Raw genomic sequence first — 16,934 nt, 5'->3', positions numbered from 1 at the left:
CCGCCCCCGGGTGCGGAACTCACTTCAGGAAGTCGGGGAAGTCCAGGGAGTCCTTGCGCCCGGAGCCCGCACCGGTGCTGGCCTCGGCCTCGGCGGGCAGGTCGACGTCGAAGCCGGCGTCGTCGGGGACGTCGTCGTTCTGCGCGGGCTGCGCCCACCGCTGGGCGGTCGCGGGCTGGCCGAAGGGAGCGGCGCCGCCGCGCTGCGGGGAACGGCCGACACCGGCGGGCTGGCCGGCGCCGGAGCCGAAGGCCGCCCGGGTGGAGGCGGCCTGCTGGGCCGCCGCGTTGGTGTTGTTGGCGTTGGTCTCCGGGCTCACCGAGTCGAAGCCGGCGGCGATGACCGTGACGCGCGCCTGGTCGCCGAGGGCGTCGTCGATGACCGCCCCGAAGATGATGTTGGCCTCCGGGTGGGCGACCTCCTGGACCAGGCGGGCCGCCTCGTTGATCTCGAACAGCCCGAGGTCGGAGCCGCCCTGGATGGACAGCAGCACGCCGTGGGCGCCGTCGATGGAAGCCTCCAGCAGCGGGGACGCGATCGCGAGCTCGGCGGCCTTCACGGCACGGTCCTCGCCCTGTGCGGCGCCGATGCCCATGAGCGCGGAGCCGGCGCCCTGCATCACGGACTTCACGTCGGCGAAGTCGAGGTTGATGAGACCCGGGGTGGTGATCAGGTCGGTGATGCCCTGGACGCCGGAGAGCAGCACCTGGTCCGCGGACTTGAACGCGTCCAGCATCGACACGTTGCGGTCGGAGATGGACAGCAGCCGGTCGTTCGGGATCACGATGAGGGTGTCGACCTCGTCGCGCAGCGTCTCGATCCCGTTCTCGGCCTGGTTGGACCGGCGCCGGCCCTCGAAGGTGAAGGGACGGGTCACGACGCCGATGGTCAGCGCCCCCAGGGAGCGGGCCATCCGGGCGACCACGGGGGCGCCGCCCGTGCCGGTGCCGCCGCCCTCACCGGCGGTGACGAAGACCATGTCGGCCCCCTTGAGGACCTCCTCGATCTCCTCGTGGTGGTCCTCCGCCGCCTGGCGCCCCACATCGGGGTTGGCGCCGGCGCCCAGACCGCGGGTGAGCTCGCGGCCCACGTCGAGCTTCACGTCGGCGTCGCTCATCAGCAGGGCCTGCGCGTCCGTGTTGATCGCGATGAACTCGACGCCGCGCAGCCCCTCCTCGATCATCCGGTTGACGGCGTTGACGCCGCCGCCGCCGATTCCGACGACCTTGATGACGGCCAAGTAGTTCTGGGGGGTGGAGGAGTCCATGGGTACCTAACTCGAGATGGTTCGGGTCCGGGATGGCGAGCCGATGCTCAACCTTCGATCGAAGGTTGAATCTCAGGCCGTCAGCTGCTGCCGGGAGATTCGATGTCGGGGTCAAGCCTAACAACCGTGGGGACCCCCTGCACGACAAGCCATACCGCTTTCGACACTTTTCGCCAAAACAGCACGTCATGAGTGGTTTGGAGCCCAAGTCTCAATCTCCGGTCGAGAGTGAACGGAGCGGTCGCCCGTCAGCGCACGACGGGCCGCGTCGGGCTCGACACGTCGTAGGTCCCGACCCCGCTGTCGGCCCCGCGGGCCTCAACGAGCTCCCGCAGCACCTGGGACTTGAGCTCGCTGTCCTCGGCGGTCCCCCAGACGACCGTGCGGCCGTCGGCGAACGCCAGCTCGACCGAGGACAGGGACTCGGCGGACGCGGTGCGCAGCTGGGCGAGCACGGACTCGGGCAGGGCGGCCAGCACGTCCGCGACGGCCTCGAAGCGCTCGCTCTCGAGCACGTCCCGCCCGCCCGTGACGACGGGGACCCCCGCCTCCGCGGCCGTGCTCGTGGTCATCAGCTCGACCCCCTCGGAGTCCACGACGACGAACTCGTCCCCTTCCTCGAGGGCCGCGACGGGCACGCGCTCGTGCAGCTCGACCACGAGGTGGTGCGGCGGCTCGAGGAGCACCTCGATCGATCGGACCTGCGGGATCCGGCCCACCCGGTCGCGCACCTCGTTCTTCGAGATCCGGGTCAGCGGGACCCCGTGGTAGACGTCGAGCGCGGACTCGACGCGGGACGGGTCCGTCAGCTCGGCGCCGCGCACCGAGACGTCCCGGACCGCGAGGACCGGGGAGAGGAAGAGGATCCCGGCGAGCACCGCGAGGACCGCGAGCACCCCCAGCGCCGCACCGATCCGGCGGCGGCGCCGGCGTGCCCCCGGCGACCGGGGAAAGGCGACGACGGTGGCCCCGACCGCCGTGGAGCCGGCCCGGGCGGGTTCGTGCTCCGGGGGGACCCGGGTCGCGGTGAGCGTCCGCGCGGCGCCGCGCTGCTGCCGGTGCCGCCGCCAGGCGCTGAACCGGCCGCCCGCGGCGGGGACCTCCTCGAGGTCGTCGTCGTCGGCCAGGGGGGTGACCTTGGTCCCGTCGTTCACGCGCACCCGTCCGCTCCGCGGGGCGGTTCCGCCGGACGGCGGGGTTCCGGGGGCGTCCGCGGCCCCGTCGCCGTCCGGCCGTCCGGGACCGGGCTCCGGGCCCGTGCCGGGGGGCGCCCCGGGTGCGCCGTCGGGCGGCGGACCGGGCGTCCCGTCGTCGCCGTCCCGGGGAGCCTCCCCGAACCGCGGCTGGTGCGGGCGGCCGTGGCGGCTCATCAGCGGTCCCCGAGCCGGTCCACGAGCCGGGGGCCGAGGCCGGTCACGTCCCCGGCGCCCACCGTGAGCACCAGGTCCCCCGGGCGGGCGGCGAGCGCGGCCTGGGCGACCGCGTCGGCGCCGTCCGGGACATAGCGGACGTGGGCGGGGGCCCGCTCGGTGATGATCTCGCTGGTGAGGCCCGCCACGGGCCGTTCCCGCGCGGCGAAGATGTCGATCACGAGGCTCTCGTCGGCCAGGGCGAGGGCGTCGGCGAACTCGGCGGCGAACTCCTGCGTGCGCGAGAACAGGTGCGGCTGGAAGATGGCGATCACCCGGTGCCCGCCCGCGACCTCCCGGGCCGCCGTGAGCGCCGCGACCACCTCGGTGGGGTGGTGGGCGTAGTCGTCGAACACCCGGATCCCGCCCACCTCGCCGCGCAGGTCGAAGCGCCGCGCGGAGCCGTGGAAGCCGGCCAGCCCGCGCGCCGCGTCCGCGGCCGGGACCCCGGTCTCGACGGCCACGCAGAAGGCGGCGGTCGCGTTGAGGACGTTGTGCCGGCCCGGCACCGCGAGCTCCAGCCGCTCCTCCCGGCGGTCGGCGCCCTCGCCCAGCACCAGGGTGCTGCGCGTCCGCAGGCCGCCGGAACCGCCGGGGACCACGCGGACGTCGGCGGCCCGGTCCGTGCCGTAGGTGACGACCCTCCGGCCGGCGGCGCGCCGGCGCTCGGCGAGGGCGCGGGAACCGGGGTCGTCGTGGCACGCCACGAGCAGCCCGTCCTCGGGCAGGGTCGCGGCGAACCGGTCGAAGGCCCGGAAGAAGGCCTCCCGGGTGGGGTAGTAGTCGAGGTGGTCGGGCTCGATGTTGGTGACCACGGCGATCCGCGGACCGTACGACAGGAAGGAGCCGTCGGACTCGTCGGCCTCCGCCACGAACCAGCGGCCCGCGCCCAGCGCCGCGTTGGCACCGAGGTCGGGCACGTGGGCGCCGATGGCCCAGGAGGGCTCCCGGCCGGCCGTGTGCAGCGCGAGCGCGGCCATCGCGCTGGTGGTCGTCTTGCCGTGGGTGCCGGCGACCGCCACGACGTCCCTGCCGTGCATCGCGGCCGCCAGCGCCTCGGAGCGGTGGAGCACGCCCAGTCCGGCGGCCCGCGCCGCGGAGTACTCGGGGTCCTCGGGCGGGATCGCCGTGGACACGACCACGGTCTGGGCCCCGTCGACGTTGCCGGCGCGCTGGCCCACGAACACCGTGGCGCCCAGGTCCTCGAGCTGGCGCAGGGCCGGGGAGTCCTGGCGGTCGGAGCCGCTCACCGGGACGCCGCGGGCCAGCATGAGCTTCGCGACGGCGGACATCCCCGCGCCGCCCATGCCGATGAAGTGGACCCGGCCCAGCCGGCCCGGGTCGATCTCGTGCTCAGCGCCCACCGGGGACCTCCTCGAGGACCAGCCGGGCCAGGACGGCGTCCGCGTCGCGCACGCCGTGGCCGCGGCTCGCGGTGGCCATCGCCGCCAGCCGGCCGGGGTCGGCCAGCAGCGGATGGACGTGCCGGCGGTACCAGTCGGGGGTGAAGGCGTCGTCGGCCACGAGCCGGGCGGCCCCGGCCGCCACGAGGGAGGCCGCGTTGAGCGCCTGCTCGCCGTTGCCCACGGGCAGCGGGACGAACACGGCGGGCAGGCCGACGGCCGCGGCCTCCGAGACGGTCGCCGCGCCCGCGCGGGCCACGAGCAGGTCCGCGGCGGCGTAGACGCGCTCCATGCCGTCGACGTACTCGACCTGCACGTAGCCGGGAGCGCTCAGCGGTGCGCCGTCGTCCCGGGTCAGCTGCTTGCCCCGTCCCGTGACGTGGAGCAGCTGGTGGCCGTGCTCGGCGACCTCCTCGGCGACCGCGGCCACGGTCCGGTTCATGGCGAGGGCGCCCGAGGAGCCGCCCGTGACCACGACGGTGGGAACGTCCGGGTCGAGCCCGAAGGAGCGGCGCGCCTCGGCGCGCAGCGCCTCGCGGTCCAGTCCGGCGATCTCCCGCCGCATGGGCATGCCGACGGTCTCGGCGCCGCGCAGCGGCGTGCCGGGGAACGCGGTGGCCACGGTGCGGGCCCAGCGGGCTCCCACCCGGTTGGCGAGGCCCGGGCGGGCGTTGGCCTCGTGGACGACGATCGGCAGACCGCGCCGGGCGGCGGCGAGGTAGACGGGGGTGCAGACGTATCCGCCGACCCCGAGCACCACGTCGGGCCGCACCCGGTCGAGGATCTCGCCCGCCTGGCGCACGGCGCCCAGGAGCCGCCCGGGCAGCCGCACGAGGTCCACGGAGGGCCGGCGGGGCAGGGGCACCCGGTCGACGAGCTCGAGCTCCAGACCCGCCTGCGGAACGAGCCGGGTCTCCATCCCGGACGCGGTGCCCACCGCCGTGAGCCGGGCCCCCGGCGCCTGCTCCCGCAGGGCCGCGGCCACGGCCAGGAGGGGACTCACGTGGCCGGCGGTGCCCCCGCCGGCCAGCAGGACCGACGGTGCGGGGCGCTCGGGAGTCGGTGCGGACGGTGTCATGCGCGGTCCTCGTTCGGGGTGCGGGGGCGGGGGGTGCGGGGCGGGACCTGGATCCGGCGCGGCAGACGGGTGAAGGACATCACGACGCCCACGGCCGCCAGGCTCATCAGCAACGACGACCCACCGTAGCTGATGAAGGGGAGCGGGATGCCGATCACCGGCAGCACGCCCGTGACCATGCCGATGTTGATGAACGCCTGGCCGACCAGCCAGGTGACGATGCAGGCGGTGGCGATCCGGACGAAGGGGCTGCGGGCCCGCAGGATGATCCGCGCCATCGCCAGCGCCATGAGCGCGAACAGGGCGAGGATCAGCACCGTGCCCAGCAGGCCCAGCTCCTCGCCGATGATCGAGAAGATGTAGTCGTTGTGGGCCTCGGGGACGTAGTTGTACTTGAGCCGCGACTGCCCCAGGCCCACCCCCCACCAGCCGCCCGAAGCGAGGGCGTTGAGCCCCTGCTCGGCCTGGTAGCAGGCGTCGGTGGCGCCGCACTCGCCGAACAGCCACCCGGTGATCCGATCCACGCGGTGGGGCGCGGTGACCACGGCCAGGGTGCCGGCCACCGCGGCCACGGCGGCCGCGATGGCGAACAGGCGCAGCGGGGCCCCCGCGAAGAACAGGGCCGCCGCGTAGATCAGGACGAAGACCAGCGCCGTGCCCACGTCGTCGCCGAGCACGATCAGCAGGGCGGGCACCCCGATGCCGAGCGCCGACGGCCACAGGGCCTGGCGCCAGTCCCGCACGGCGTCGCCCTGCCGGGCCAGGACCATGGCGAGCCAGACGGCGACGGCGAGCTTGGCCGCCTCGGAGGGCTGGAAGGATTGTCCGCCCACCACGATCCAGTTCCGGTTGCCGTTGATCTCCTGTCCGAGCGGGGTGAAGACGAGCATCAGCAGCAGCACGGCGAGGACCAGGAGCACGGTGGCGCCCCGGCGGTACCAGGCGGTGGGGACGAAGGAGAGGGCGAACATCAGGAGCACGCCGACGCCCCCGAAGGTGGCCTGCTTCAGGAAGTAGGAGTACGCGGACTCCTGGGCGGAGATGGACTCCACCGCGGAGGCGGAGAGGACCATCATGATGCCGATGCCCGTGAGCAGCAGCACCGAGCCGGCCAGGGCGTAGTACGAGTGGATGAGCGGGCCGTCCACCAGGGCCCGCCAGAAGCGGCGGGCCCCGCCCACGGAGCCGCGGGCCGCCTGCGCGATCCCCGTCCGGTCCTGCACCTGGGTCACGACAGCCGCTCCACGAGGTCGGCGACCTCCCGGATGAACGCGTCACCGCGGTGGGCGTAGGAGCTGAACTGGTCCATCGACGCGGACGCCGGCGCCATCAGGACGGTGTCGCCCCGCTGCGCGACCTCGTGGGCGAGCCGGACGGCCTCGCCCATGACGGCGTCGCCCGCCCCGGGCCCGGGGCGCTCGGCCGTCCGCAGGACGGGGACCTGGGGCGCGTGCGCGGCGAGCGCGGCCAGCAGCGAGTCGTTGTCCGTGCCGATGACCACCACGGTGCGCAGCCGGTCGGCGTGGCGGGCGACGAGGCGGTCGTAGGAGACCCCCTTGGAGAGGCCGCCGGCGATCCACACCACGGGCCCGAACGCGGCCAGGGCCGCGTCGGCGGCGTGCGGGTTGGTGGCCTTCGAGTCGTTGATCCACACCACCCCGTGGGTCGTGGCGACGGCCTGGATCCGGTGGTCGCCGGGCTCCCAGGCGCGCAGCCCGGCCCGCACCGCCTCCGGCGGGGCACCTGCGGCGCGGGCCAGGGCCGCGGCGGCCAGGGCGTTGGCCACGCCGTGGGGTGTGGGGATGGGCCCGGTGTCGGCGACCGAGGCGAGCTCGAGCGCGGAGCCGCGGCGGTCGTCGAGGAACGCGCGGTCCACGAGCAGGTCCTCCACCACCCCCAGCATGGACACGTCGGGCGTCTCGAGGGTGAAGCCGACCGCGCGGCAGCCCTCCTCGACGTCGGCCTCCTCGACCATGCGCACGGTCTCCGCCTGCTGGGCGTTGTAGACGCAGGCCACCCGGGTGTGCTCGTATATCCGGGACTTGTCCGCCACGTAGTTCTCGTAGCCGCCGTGCCAGTCCACGTGGTCCTCGGCGACGTTGAGCACGACGGAGGCCAGCGGGGACACCGAGTGCGCCCAGTGCAGCTGGAAGCTGGAGAGCTCGACCGCGAGGACGTCGTGCTCGACGGGGTCGCGCAGCGCGTCGAGGATCGGGGTGCCCACGTTGCCGACGGCGGCCGCGGTGAGCCCGGCCGCGCGCAGCACGGACTCCGTCATCCCCACCGTGGTGGTCTTGCCGTTCGTCCCGGTGATGCACACCCACTCGGCGGTCCGGCGGCCGGCCCGCTCGCGGACCCGCCAGGCGAGCTCCACGTCGCCCCAGATCTGGATGCCCTCCGCGACCGCGGCGGCCAGCAGGGGGTGGTCGGGACGCAGACCCGGGGACGTGACCACCAGGTCGGGGCGCTCGCCCTCGACGTCGGGGACGGACTGCTGGGCGCCCTCCCCGAGCAGGACGTCGGCGGCGCCCACGATCCGCAGGGTGTCGGCCCGGGCCCGGGACTCCGGGGTGTCCGCCCCGTCGACGACGACGACGCGGGCGCCGAGCTCGAGCAGGGTGTCCGCGGCGGCGAAGCCCGACACCCCGATCCCGGCCACGACCACGCGCAGCCCCGCCCAGTCCGCGTCCCAGGTGGTGAGCCCGGCCAGGCGCGGGCGGTCCAGGACGGGGTTGTCGTTGCTCGCGTGGATCATTGGATCATTCCTCCGTGGGAGAGCAGCCAGTCGCCGTAGAAGACGCCGAGCGCGGCCGCGACGAACAGCCCGGCGATGATCCAGAAGCGGACCACGATGGTCACCTCGTTCCAGCCCTTGAGCTCGAAGTGGTGCTGGAGGGGCGCCATCTTGAAGATGCGCCGGCCGCCCGAGAGCTTGAAGTAGCCGACCTGCAGGATCACGGACACCGTGATGACCACGAACAGCCCGGCGATGAGCACGAGCAGCAGCTCGGTGCGGGTGAGCACCGCGAACGCGGCGAGCGCGCCGCCGAGCCCGAGGGAGCCCGTGTCCCCCATGAAGATCTTCGCCGGGGAGGTGTTCCACCACAGGAAGCCCACGAGGGCCCCGACGAGGGCGGCGGCGGTCAGGGCGAGGTCGGCGGCGTCGCGGACCTCGTAGCACACCCCTTCGGCCACCGACCCGCACAGGTGCGTGTTCTGCCACATCGCGATCAGGAGGTACCCGCTGAACACGAGGATGGAGGCGCCGGTGGCGAGGCCGTCGAGGCCGTCGGTGAGGTTCACGGCGTTGGTCGTGGCGGTGGCGATCAGGTTCACCCAGACGACGAAGAGGACGGCACCGACCGCGGTGCCCGCGAACGCGAGGTCGAGGGACGTGTCACGGGTGACGGAGATCGCCGAGGAGGCCGGTGTCGCGCCCGACGGGCCGGGGACGAGCAGCACGAGCAGGGCGAACACGGTGCCGATGAGGCCCTGGAGGACGATCTTGCCCACGGGGCTGAGCCCGAGGTTCTGCTTCTTGGCGATCTTCTTGTAGTCGTCCACGAAGCCGACGAACCCCATGCCCAGCATGAGCAGCAGCGCGGAGAGCCCGGAGAGCGTGACGCCCCCGTAGGACGGCCACAGCAGCCCGGAGACCAGGTGCGTGAGCGCGTAGGCGAGCACGACGGAGCCCAGGATCGCGACCCCGCCCATCGTGGGCGTCCCGCGCTTCGTGTGGTGGCTGGTGGGCCCGTCGTCCCGGATGAACTGGCCGTAGCCGCGCCGGGCGAGGAACGTGATGAAGGCCGGGGTGCCGAACAGGGACAGCACGAGGGCGAAGCCGGCCGCCATGAGGATCTGGATCATGCGGGTTCGTTCCCCTCGGCGGAGGCGCCCGGGGGAACGGGCCTCCCGCTCGGGTCGAGGGAGGCGTTGACGAAGGGCCCGGCCGAGAGCCAGTGGTCACCGTGCGCCGGGGCGTCGTTGCCCGGGGCGGGGCCGCCGGCGCCGGCGGGCGTCCCGGCGGCCACCCGGTCCCCCAGGATCCGCAGACCGGCGGCGTTGGAGGACTTGAAGAGCACGACGTCGCCGGGTGCGAGCTCCTGGCGCAGGATCTCCTCGGCGTCCTCGGGCGTCGCCGCCCACGTGGCCTCGTTGCCCCACGAGCCCTCGAGCTGGGCGGCGTCGTAGACCGGGCGGGCGAGGTCCCCGACCGCGATCAGCTTGGAGATGTTGAGCCGGACGACCATGCGGCCCAGGGCGTCGTGCTCCTCGACCGTGCTGTCCCCGAGCTCGAGCATGCCGCCGAGCACGGCCCAGGTGCGCCGCGGCGCGGAGCCGCCCGCGCCGCGGCCCAGCTGGGCGAGGGTCTGCAGCGCGGCGCGCATCGACTGCGGGTTGGCGTTGTAGGCGTCGTTGACCACGGTCACGCCGTCGGCCCGCTCGGTGCGCTCCATCCGCCACCGGCTGGCGGCGCCCTGGGCGTTGAGCGAGGCCGCGATCCGCTCGGGGGCGACCCCGGCCACGAACGCCGCGGACGCGGCGGCGAGCAGGTTGGTGACGTGGTGCTCCCCCATGAGCCGGGACACGATCCGGTGCTCGGAGCCGTCGGGCAGGTGCAGGACGAACTCCGGGTTGCCGGCGTCGCCGAGCCGGACCCCCGAGGCGTGCACGCGCAGGGCCGGGACGTCCGGCAGCGCGTTCGCCGGGGACTCCCCGAAGAACAGGACGGGTGCGGCGGTGCGGCGGTGCATCCGGCGCACCAGGACGTCGTCGTCGTTGAGGACCGCCACGCCGTCGGCGCGCAGGGACTCGACGAGCTCCCCCTTGGCGCGGGCGATGTTGGCGACCCCGCCGAACTCGCCGGCGTGGGCGGAGCCCACGCACAGCACCACCCCGACGTCGGGGCGGACCATCCGGCACAGGTAGTCGATGTTGCCGATCCGGGTGGCGCCCATCTCGATGATGAGGAAGCGCGTGTCCGGCCCGGCCTCGAAGACGGTCAGCGGCACGCCGACCTCCCCGTTGTAGGAGCCCCGGGGAGCGACCGTGGGGCCCTCCGCGGCGAAGATGCCCCGCAGGAGGTCCTTGGTGGTGGTCTTGCCGACGGAGCCGGTGACGGCGATGACCTTCACCTCGTGGTGGGCACGCAGCTGGGCCACGACCCAGGCGGCCAGCCGACCCATCGCCTCCACCGCATCCGGGACCAGCACGCCCGGGTAGGTGGCCCCCGCCGCGTCGGCGACCTCGTGCTCGACGAGTGCGAGGACCGCACCGGCGGCGAACGCCGCGCCCACGAACTCGTGGCCGTCGGTGACCTCGCCCGGCTTGGCGACGAACAGCGTCCCGGGGCGCGCCTCGCGGGAGTCGGTCGCGACGTGCCGGACCACGGCCTCACCGGCAGGGGCGCCGACGGCGCGCCCCCCGGTGATCTGTGCGAGCTGTGCGGCGGTGATCTCGATCATCGGTCCTCCCGACCGTCCTGCTGCCCGTCGGCCAGTGCCGCCCGCAGCTCTTCCCTGTCGTCCAGCGGGTGGTCCACGCCCCGGATCTCCTGGACCGTCTCGTGCCCGCGGCCGGCCACGAGCACGGAGTCGGCGCGACCTGCCATGGCCACCGCGGCGCGGATGGCCACGGCCCGCGGCTGGAGCACGAGCACCTCCTGGGCCCTGGCCCCCGCGTCCCGGGCCGCCCGCGCCCCGGCGGCGACCTCCTCGCGGATCCGGCCGGGGTCCTCGTCGTGCGGGTCGTCGTCGGTGACGATCACGACGTCGGCGTGCTGGGCGGCGATCTCGCCCATGACCGGGCGCTTGGACCGGTCCCGCTCGCCCGTGGCCCCGAAGACCACGATGACGCGTCCGTCCGCCTCGGGCGGCTCCACGGCGGTCAGCGCGCGCCGGAGGGCGTCGGGGTTGTGCGCGAAGTCCACGACGGCGGTCGGCTGCGTGCCGATGAGCTGCATCCGCCCGGGCACGTCCGTGGTGAGGGGGTCCGCCTCGTCGAGGACGCGCTGCACGTCGGCGACGTCGGCGCCGGAGGCCACGACCATGACCACGGCGAGCGCCGCGTTGGCCACGTTGAAGTCGCCCGGCAGTCCCGTGGACACGCGCAGCGTCCGGCCGTCACGGTGGACGAGCGCGAACGAGTGGCCGATGCCGCGGCGGGTGAGGGCGGCGAGGGTCCAGTCGGCGCCGTGCCGGGCCGGGCCGGCGTCCCGGTCCCCCGGCACGTCGCCGCGCAGCGCGACGGTGTCCACCTGCTCGGTGCCGAGCTGCTCCCGGGCGTGCGCGGCCATCCGCAGGCCCCAGACGTCGTCCTCGTCCTGGACCACGACGACGGCCCGGCGGGTCCGCTCCGGGGTGAACAGCCCGGCCTTCACGGCGAAGTACTCGTCCATCGACCCGTGCAGGTCGAGGTGGTCCTGGGTCAGGTTGGTGAAACCGGCGACGTCGAAGCGGATGCCGTCCACCCGGTGGAACTGCAGGGCGTGGGAGGAGACCTCCATGGACGCCGCCGTGATGCCGCGCTCGCGCATGAGCGCGAGCAGCGCGTGCACGTGCGGTGCCTCCGGGGTGGTGAGCCGGGAGGGGATCGACTCCTCGCCGGCGAGGATCTCGATCGTGCCGATCAGCCCCGTGCGGTGGCCCAGCGCCCGCAGCAGCGAGTTCGCGAAATAGGTCGTGGTCGTCTTGCCGTTGGTGCCGGTCATCGCGAACAGCGCCGGGGCCGTCCCGTCCGCCGGCCGGGAGCCGTAGATGCGCGCGGCGATCGTGCCCACCGCACGCCGGGGCTCCGGGGCCTCGACCACGGGCAGGCCCACACCGGCGCGCCGCACGAGCTCCGCGCCCTCGGGGTCGGTGAGCACCGCCACGGCGCCCGCGCGCTCGGCGGCGGCGGCGAACCGGGCGCCGTGGGTGCGGGCGCCGGGCAGGGCGGCGTAGAGGTCGCCGGGGCGCAGCTGCCGGGAGTCCAGGGAGATGCCGGTGACGTCCAGGGCCGGGGACGGGGCCGTCCCGCCCGCGAGCCGCGCGGTCTCCGCGAGGCTCAGCGGTCGGGGCCGTGCGGGGCGCATCGTCTGCGCGTCGTGTCCCTGCTGGGCTGTCGCGTCCATCAACGTCCTTCGTGGTCTGGTGGCGGGTGGGGGGCCGCCGGTAGGGGGGGGCGGGCCCGGTGGGTGGCCGGGCACGGCGATACGGAAGTCTAGCCGCCCTCGTCGGACCGCCGGGACGCGGCAGGGACGGGAGCGCCGGTCGCCGCGGCCCCCGGGCCCGGTTCCGGGGCCGGCGCGGAGGCCTCCGCCCCGGCCGTGGTGCCGTCGGCGGCCGCACCCGCCTCGGGGGCCTCGACGCCCGGCGGGGTGTCGACCGCAGCCCCCTCCCCCGGCGCGTCCGGGCCGGGCCGCTCCTCCGCCGGGTCCTCCGACTCCGGGTCGTCCTCCTCGGGCTCGTCCGTGCGCAGCGGGATCTCCACGGGTTCGGTGGTCGAGGGCGGGACGTCGTAGTGGCGCAGCACCTGTCCCATGATCTTGCTGAACGTGGGGGTGGTGCCGATCGAACGGACGTCGCCCTCGGGCCGCTGCAGCGTGACGGCCACGAGGTACTGGGGGTCCTCGACGGGGGCCACGCCCACGAAGGAGGTGGTGTAGCCGTCGTAGCCGCCCTCGGGGCTCGGGGCCTCGGCCGTGCCCGTCTTGCCCCCGACGCGGTACCCCTCGACCGCGGCCTCCTTGGCCCCGCCCTGGGTGACGGTGACCTCCATCATGTCGAGCACCTGCTCCGCCGTCTCCTCGGAGACGATCCGCTCGCCCGCGGGGCGCTCGACCGGGGTGCTGGTGCCGTCGGGGGCGATCACGGACTCCACGACGCGGGGCTCCACCTGGACCCCGCCGTTGCCGACGGCCTGGAAGATCGTGGCCGTGCGCAGGGGCGTCTGGGCGACGCCCTGGCCGAAGAGCACGGTGTACTGCTGGCGCACGTCCCACTGGTCCGCGCTCGTGAGGATGCCCGGGGACTCCCCCGGCAGCTCGATCCCCGTCGTCTCGCCCACGCCGAAGCGCTGCATCCAGTCGTGGCGCTGCTCCTTGGACAGCTTCCCGCCCACCAGGACCGTGCCGGTGTTCATCGAGTCGGCGATGATCCCGGCGAAGGTCCGCCGCTCCTCGTCGTGGTCGAAGGCGTCGGTGATCTTCTGCCCGTCGATCTCCAGGAACGGGGGCACGGTGATCTCCGTCCGGGGCGTGACCACGCCCTCCTCCACGGCGGCGGCGGCGGTGAGGATCTTCTGGGTGGATCCGGGTTCCACGGCCTGGGTGACGGCCCGGGCCCCGAGGTCCTCGGCGTCCGCGGAGCCGATGTCGTTGGGGTCCACGGTCGAGGAGTCGGCCAGCGCCAGCACCGCACCGTCCTCGATGCGCATCACCACGGCGGTGCCCCAGTCGGCGTCGAGCTCCTCGGCGCGCTCGGTGACGGCCTGCTGGGCGAAGAACTGGACGTCGTCGTCGATCGACAGCTGCACCGAGGAGCCGTCCTCCACCGGGCTCTCCTCCTGGGGCGCCACCGGGATCCGCACCCCGTCCGCGCTGATCTCGAAGGTCCGGCTGCCGTCCGTGCCGCGCAGCAGGTGGTCCTGGGTCTGCTCGATCCCGCCGAGCGCCTCGTCGTCCCCGCCCATGAAGCCGACCACGCTGCCGCCCACCGGTCCGTTCGGGTAGATCCGGTCGGAGGACGGCTGCCCGTACACGTAGGGCAGGCCGAGGTCGCGCACGGTGTTCCACTGCTCCGGGGTGACCCCCCGGGCCACGTACTCGAACTGCTTGTCGCCGTCGAGGGAGTCCTTGACCTCGGTGTCGTCGAGGTCCAGGGCGTCGGCAAGACGGTAGACCGCCTGCGTGGGCGTCACGGTCTCCGTCGTGCCGTCGGCCAGCGGCCGCTGGAACTCGCGCACGAGGGACTGGTCGACCGTGACGTCGTAGCGCTGCAGCGTGCGGGCGAGGACGTTGCCGTCCGTGTCGCGGATCTCTCCGCGCAGGGCGGGGACCACCTCGGTGCGGGACCGCTCCCCCGCGGCGGCCTCGGCCCGCCCGCCGACGTCGAAGCCCTGCACCCACACGAGGCGCAGCCCGAGCACGACGAGCAGGCCCAGCACGAGGACGACGCCGATGTGGCTGCGGCCGATGCCGCGGGGGGTGTCAGCGGTCGACGTCGAGCGTGCGCGTGCCACGTGTCTGCCTCGTTCCTGTTCTCGGCCGGGGAGTGCCCGGAGTGCTGCTGCGGTCGGGTGCGGGGGCTCCTGCCCCGGTCATTCCCCGGGGATGCGCTGCAGCGGGGCCGAGAGGGACCCGCCGCCGCTCTCCGCGCCGCCGGAGGGCGCGTCCTCGCGGGCCCGGCGCTCGGCGTCCTCCCGCTCCTGCTCGGCCTTCTCCTGCTCCCGGGCCTCCGCGCGCTGGGCGGCGCGGTCGGCGGCCACCGACCCGGTCTGGTGGGCGTGCTCGACCAGGATCTCGTGGTCCTCCTGGGGCTGCGCCGGGAGCGGGTCGCCCTCGACCGTCCCGGTGGTGAGGTCCACCGTTCCGGAGCCCTGCGCGGGAACCATGCCGAGGTCCGTCGCCATGACCGCGAGGTTCTGCGGGGCGTTGTAGAACTCCAGGTCCTGGGTGAGCGCCTCGTTCTGCTGGCTCAGGGCCTGCTCCTGGGCGCGCAGCTCCACGAGCCGGTACTGCCCGCCGGAGATCTGGATGTTGAGGACCAGGATGGAGGCCAGCGCCAGCACGAGGGCCAGCAGGCTGATCACCACGGTGGAGATCCGTCGCCGGCGCTCTCGGCCGGGGACCACGGACAGCGGCGCGCGCGTGGACCCCGTCGACTCCTCGGCGGGCGGTGCCGGATGCTCCAGCTGGCGGGCCGAGCTGCCCTCCACCGGCGGGCGCTGTCCGCGCCGTGCGGTCCAGGCGCCGATGCCTGTGCGCGAGGAGGCCGAGCTCGCCGGTCGTCGCTGGAGTCCGGTTCCGCTCATGCCGTGTACCTCTGCGTGTTCTGTGCTGTGGGGGGGATGGTGGGCCTGGTGCGCTCCACCGCGCGCAGGCGCGCGGAAGCGGCACGGGGGTTCTCGTCGATCTCCCGGGGGGTGGGAGTCTCCGTCCCGCGGGTCAGCACCCGCAGGGTGGGCTTGTGCTCGTCGAGCTCCACGGGGAACCCCTTGGGCGCCGTCGAGGAGGCGCCCCGGGCGAAGGCCTGCTTCACGATCCGGTCCTCCAGGGAGTGGTAGCTCATGGCCACGACGCGGCCGCCCACGGGCACGGCGCCCAGGGCCGCCGGGACGGCCCGGCGCAGGACGTCCAGCTCCTCGTTGACCTCGATCCGCAGCGCCTGGAACGTCTGCTTCGCCGGGTGCCCCTTGCGGTGCTGGGCGCCCACGGGCACGGCCCCGCGCACGACGTCGACGAGCTCGCCGGTGGTCCGCAGGGGGGTCAGCGCCCGCCGCTCCACGATCGCGCGGGCGATGCGGGTCGCGAAGCGCTCCTCGCCCCAGTCCCGGAGGATCCGGCGCAGCTCCGCCTCGCTGTAGTCGTTGACCACGTCCCGGGCCGTGACCGGCGCCGTGGAGTCCATGCGCATGTCGAGGGGCGCGTCGAAGGAGTAGGCGAATCCGCGTTCGCGCTCGTCGAGCTGCAGGGAGGAGACCCCAAGGTCGAAGAGGACCGCGTCGGCGTGGTCGAAGCCGTGCGCGGCCAGGGCCTCCGGGATGCGGTCGTAGGTCGTGTGCACGGGACGGAACCGGTCCCCGAACGGGGCGAGCCGGGGAGCGGCGAGCGCGTGCGCCTGCGGGTCCCGGTCCACGGCCACGAGCCGCAGCCGCGGGAAGCGCCGCAGCAGGGCCTCCGAGTGCCCGCCCATGCCCATCGTCGCGTCCACGGCCACGGCGTCGTCCGCGCCGAGCGCGGGGGCCATCAGGTCCAGGCAGCGCTCGAGCAGCACGGGGACGTGGAGCTGCTCGGCTGGGCGTTGCGCCATGGGCCCTCTTTCGGCGGTCGACGGTGGATTCGGTGTTCGGCGCCGGATCGGCGCCGTGCTGCGGCAACGGATCCTCCCGGATCAGAACCCCATCCGCTGGCCGTCCCTCGAATCCGGCCTGGCTCAGGGGAAGGTGAGCCAGGACGGTGACGGCTGTGCGGCTGGAGATCTCATCCGGGAGGTGGACCCGCGGGTGGTTGTCGGCGGTTCTGCGCTCAGAAGAGCCCGGGCACCACTTCCTCCTCGGTCTCGGAGAAGACGGCCTCCTTCTCGTTCAGGTAGTCGTTCCACGCCTGGGCGTCCCAGATCTCGGCCCGGGTGCCCGCACCGATGACGGCGAGCTCCCGGTCCAGCCCGGCGTAGTCCCGCAGAGGCGGCGGTATCGTGACTCGGCCCTGCTTGTCCGGGACCTCGTCCGAGGCGCCCGAGAGAAAGACCCGGATGTAGTCCCTGGCCTGCTTCGAGGACAGCGGTGCCGCCCTCAGCTGCTCGTGCACCCGCTCGAACTCGCGGACGCTGAACACGTAGAGGCACCGCTCCTGACCACGGGTCAGCACCAGTCCCTCGGCCAGCTCCTCCCGGTACTTCGCCGGCAGGATCAGGCGGCCCTTCTCGTCGAGACGGGGTGAGTACGTTCCGAGAAACATGCTCACCGCCTCTCCAGCCCGAGAGTTCTCCCAGATCCATCTCTTCGCCCCACTTTACTCCACTTCACTCCCCGGTCAACGAACGCGGGCCCCGTGCGCCGCGGCGTGGCGCGCCGCACGG

General features: G+C 74.2%; 13 protein-coding genes. All 13 read right to left on the bottom strand.

All coding sequences use genetic code 11. The features are described from left to right. Positions 1 to 19 precede the first annotated feature (19 nt). Positions 20 to 1,267 (bottom strand): cell division protein FtsZ, encoded by a 1,248-nt coding sequence (gene ftsZ, locus ACH9D3_RS06000; RefSeq protein WP_396398422.1) that lies wholly within the window; start codon positions 1,265 to 1,267, stop codon positions 20 to 22. 248 nt (positions 1,268 to 1,515) lie between these two features. Beyond that, the gene (locus ACH9D3_RS05995; protein WP_396410247.1) at positions 1,516 to 2,427 is read right to left on the bottom strand and encodes an FtsQ-type POTRA domain-containing protein; all 912 of its coding nucleotides are present in this window, start codon (positions 2,425 to 2,427) and stop codon (positions 1,516 to 1,518) included. Positions 2,428 to 2,636: 209 nt separating this feature from the next. After that, positions 2,637 to 4,040: a UDP-N-acetylmuramate--L-alanine ligase gene (gene murC / locus ACH9D3_RS05990; RefSeq protein ID WP_396410246.1), complete on the bottom strand. Its 1,404-nt coding sequence runs from the start codon at positions 4,038 to 4,040 to the stop codon at positions 2,637 to 2,639. Continuing rightward, positions 4,030 to 5,157, bottom strand: a complete 1,128-nt coding sequence (gene murG, locus ACH9D3_RS05985) for an undecaprenyldiphospho-muramoylpentapeptide beta-N-acetylglucosaminyltransferase (protein ID WP_396410245.1) — start codon at positions 5,155 to 5,157, stop codon at positions 4,030 to 4,032. Before murG ends, murC begins: the two co-directional genes overlap by 11 nt. Beyond that, positions 5,154 to 6,389 (bottom strand): putative lipid II flippase FtsW, encoded by a 1,236-nt coding sequence (gene ftsW, locus ACH9D3_RS05980; protein WP_396398426.1) that lies wholly within the window; start codon positions 6,387 to 6,389, stop codon positions 5,154 to 5,156. The genes murG and ftsW overlap by 4 nt, the downstream gene beginning before the upstream one ends. Next, positions 6,386 to 7,912, bottom strand: a complete 1,527-nt coding sequence (gene murD, locus ACH9D3_RS05975; RefSeq protein WP_396410244.1) for a UDP-N-acetylmuramoyl-L-alanine--D-glutamate ligase — start codon at positions 7,910 to 7,912, stop codon at positions 6,386 to 6,388. The genes ftsW and murD overlap by 4 nt, the downstream gene beginning before the upstream one ends. Then, positions 7,909 to 9,024: a phospho-N-acetylmuramoyl-pentapeptide-transferase gene (gene mraY, locus ACH9D3_RS05970; RefSeq protein WP_396398428.1), complete on the bottom strand. Its 1,116-nt coding sequence runs from the start codon at positions 9,022 to 9,024 to the stop codon at positions 7,909 to 7,911. Before mraY ends, murD begins: the two co-directional genes overlap by 4 nt. Next, entirely contained in the window at positions 9,021 to 10,622 is a 1,602-nt protein-coding gene (locus ACH9D3_RS05965; RefSeq protein ID WP_396398429.1) for a UDP-N-acetylmuramoyl-tripeptide--D-alanyl-D-alanine ligase, read from the bottom strand. Before ACH9D3_RS05965 ends, mraY begins: the two co-directional genes overlap by 4 nt. After that, positions 10,619 to 12,268: a UDP-N-acetylmuramoyl-L-alanyl-D-glutamate--2,6-diaminopimelate ligase gene (locus tag ACH9D3_RS05960; RefSeq protein ID WP_396410243.1), complete on the bottom strand. Its 1,650-nt coding sequence runs from the start codon at positions 12,266 to 12,268 to the stop codon at positions 10,619 to 10,621. The genes ACH9D3_RS05965 and ACH9D3_RS05960 overlap by 4 nt, the downstream gene beginning before the upstream one ends. 89 nt (positions 12,269 to 12,357) lie before the next feature. Further along, on the bottom strand, positions 12,358 to 14,376 hold the full coding sequence (locus ACH9D3_RS05955; RefSeq protein WP_396410242.1) for a penicillin-binding transpeptidase domain-containing protein: 2,019 nt from the start codon (positions 14,374 to 14,376) through the stop codon (positions 12,358 to 12,360). A 78-nt stretch (positions 14,377 to 14,454) separates the two neighbouring features. After that, entirely contained in the window at positions 14,455 to 15,168 is a 714-nt protein-coding gene (locus ACH9D3_RS05950; protein WP_396398432.1) for a hypothetical protein, read from the bottom strand. Further along, on the bottom strand, positions 15,165 to 16,166 hold the full coding sequence (gene rsmH / locus ACH9D3_RS05945) for a 16S rRNA (cytosine(1402)-N(4))-methyltransferase RsmH (RefSeq protein ID WP_396410241.1): 1,002 nt from the start codon (positions 16,164 to 16,166) through the stop codon (positions 15,165 to 15,167). Before rsmH ends, ACH9D3_RS05950 begins: the two co-directional genes overlap by 4 nt. Before the next feature lie 215 nt (positions 16,167 to 16,381). After that, positions 16,382 to 16,813: a division/cell wall cluster transcriptional repressor MraZ gene (mraZ, locus tag ACH9D3_RS05940; RefSeq protein WP_387739500.1), complete on the bottom strand. Its 432-nt coding sequence runs from the start codon at positions 16,811 to 16,813 to the stop codon at positions 16,382 to 16,384. Between the last annotated feature and the right edge of the window lie 121 nt (positions 16,814 to 16,934).

This window comes from Kocuria kalidii (assembly GCF_044462225.1).
Taxonomy (GTDB): domain Bacteria; phylum Actinomycetota; class Actinomycetes; order Actinomycetales; family Micrococcaceae; genus Kocuria; species Kocuria kalidii.
Note: the sequence above shows the minus strand (reverse complement) of the source record. Positions and strands in the feature narration are given on the sequence as shown.

What these genes read in the sequence shown, in the direction of transcription:
- ftsZ (WP_396398422.1), bottom strand. Translation starts at nt 1,267, where the DNA reads ATGGACTCCTCCACCCCCCAGAACTACTTGGCCGTCATCAAGGTCGTC.
- murG (WP_396410245.1), bottom strand. Translation starts at nt 5,157, where the DNA reads ATGACACCGTCCGCACCGACTCCCGAGCGCCCCGCACCGTCGGTCCTG.
- murD (WP_396410244.1), bottom strand. Translation starts at nt 7,912, where the DNA reads ATGATCCACGCGAGCAACGACAACCCCGTCCTGGACCGCCCGCGCCTG.
- mraY (WP_396398428.1), bottom strand. Translation starts at nt 9,024, where the DNA reads ATGATCCAGATCCTCATGGCGGCCGGCTTCGCCCTCGTGCTGTCCCTG.
- ACH9D3_RS05965 (WP_396398429.1), bottom strand. Translation starts at nt 10,622, where the DNA reads ATGATCGAGATCACCGCCGCACAGCTCGCACAGATCACCGGGGGGCGC.
- ACH9D3_RS05960 (WP_396410243.1), bottom strand. Translation starts at nt 12,268, where the DNA reads ATGGACGCGACAGCCCAGCAGGGACACGACGCGCAGACGATGCGCCCC.
- ACH9D3_RS05950 (WP_396398432.1), bottom strand. Translation starts at nt 15,168, where the DNA reads ATGAGCGGAACCGGACTCCAGCGACGACCGGCGAGCTCGGCCTCCTCG.
- rsmH (WP_396410241.1), bottom strand. Translation starts at nt 16,166, where the DNA reads ATGGCGCAACGCCCAGCCGAGCAGCTCCACGTCCCCGTGCTGCTCGAG.
- mraZ (WP_387739500.1), bottom strand. Translation starts at nt 16,813, where the DNA reads ATGTTTCTCGGAACGTACTCACCCCGTCTCGACGAGAAGGGCCGCCTG.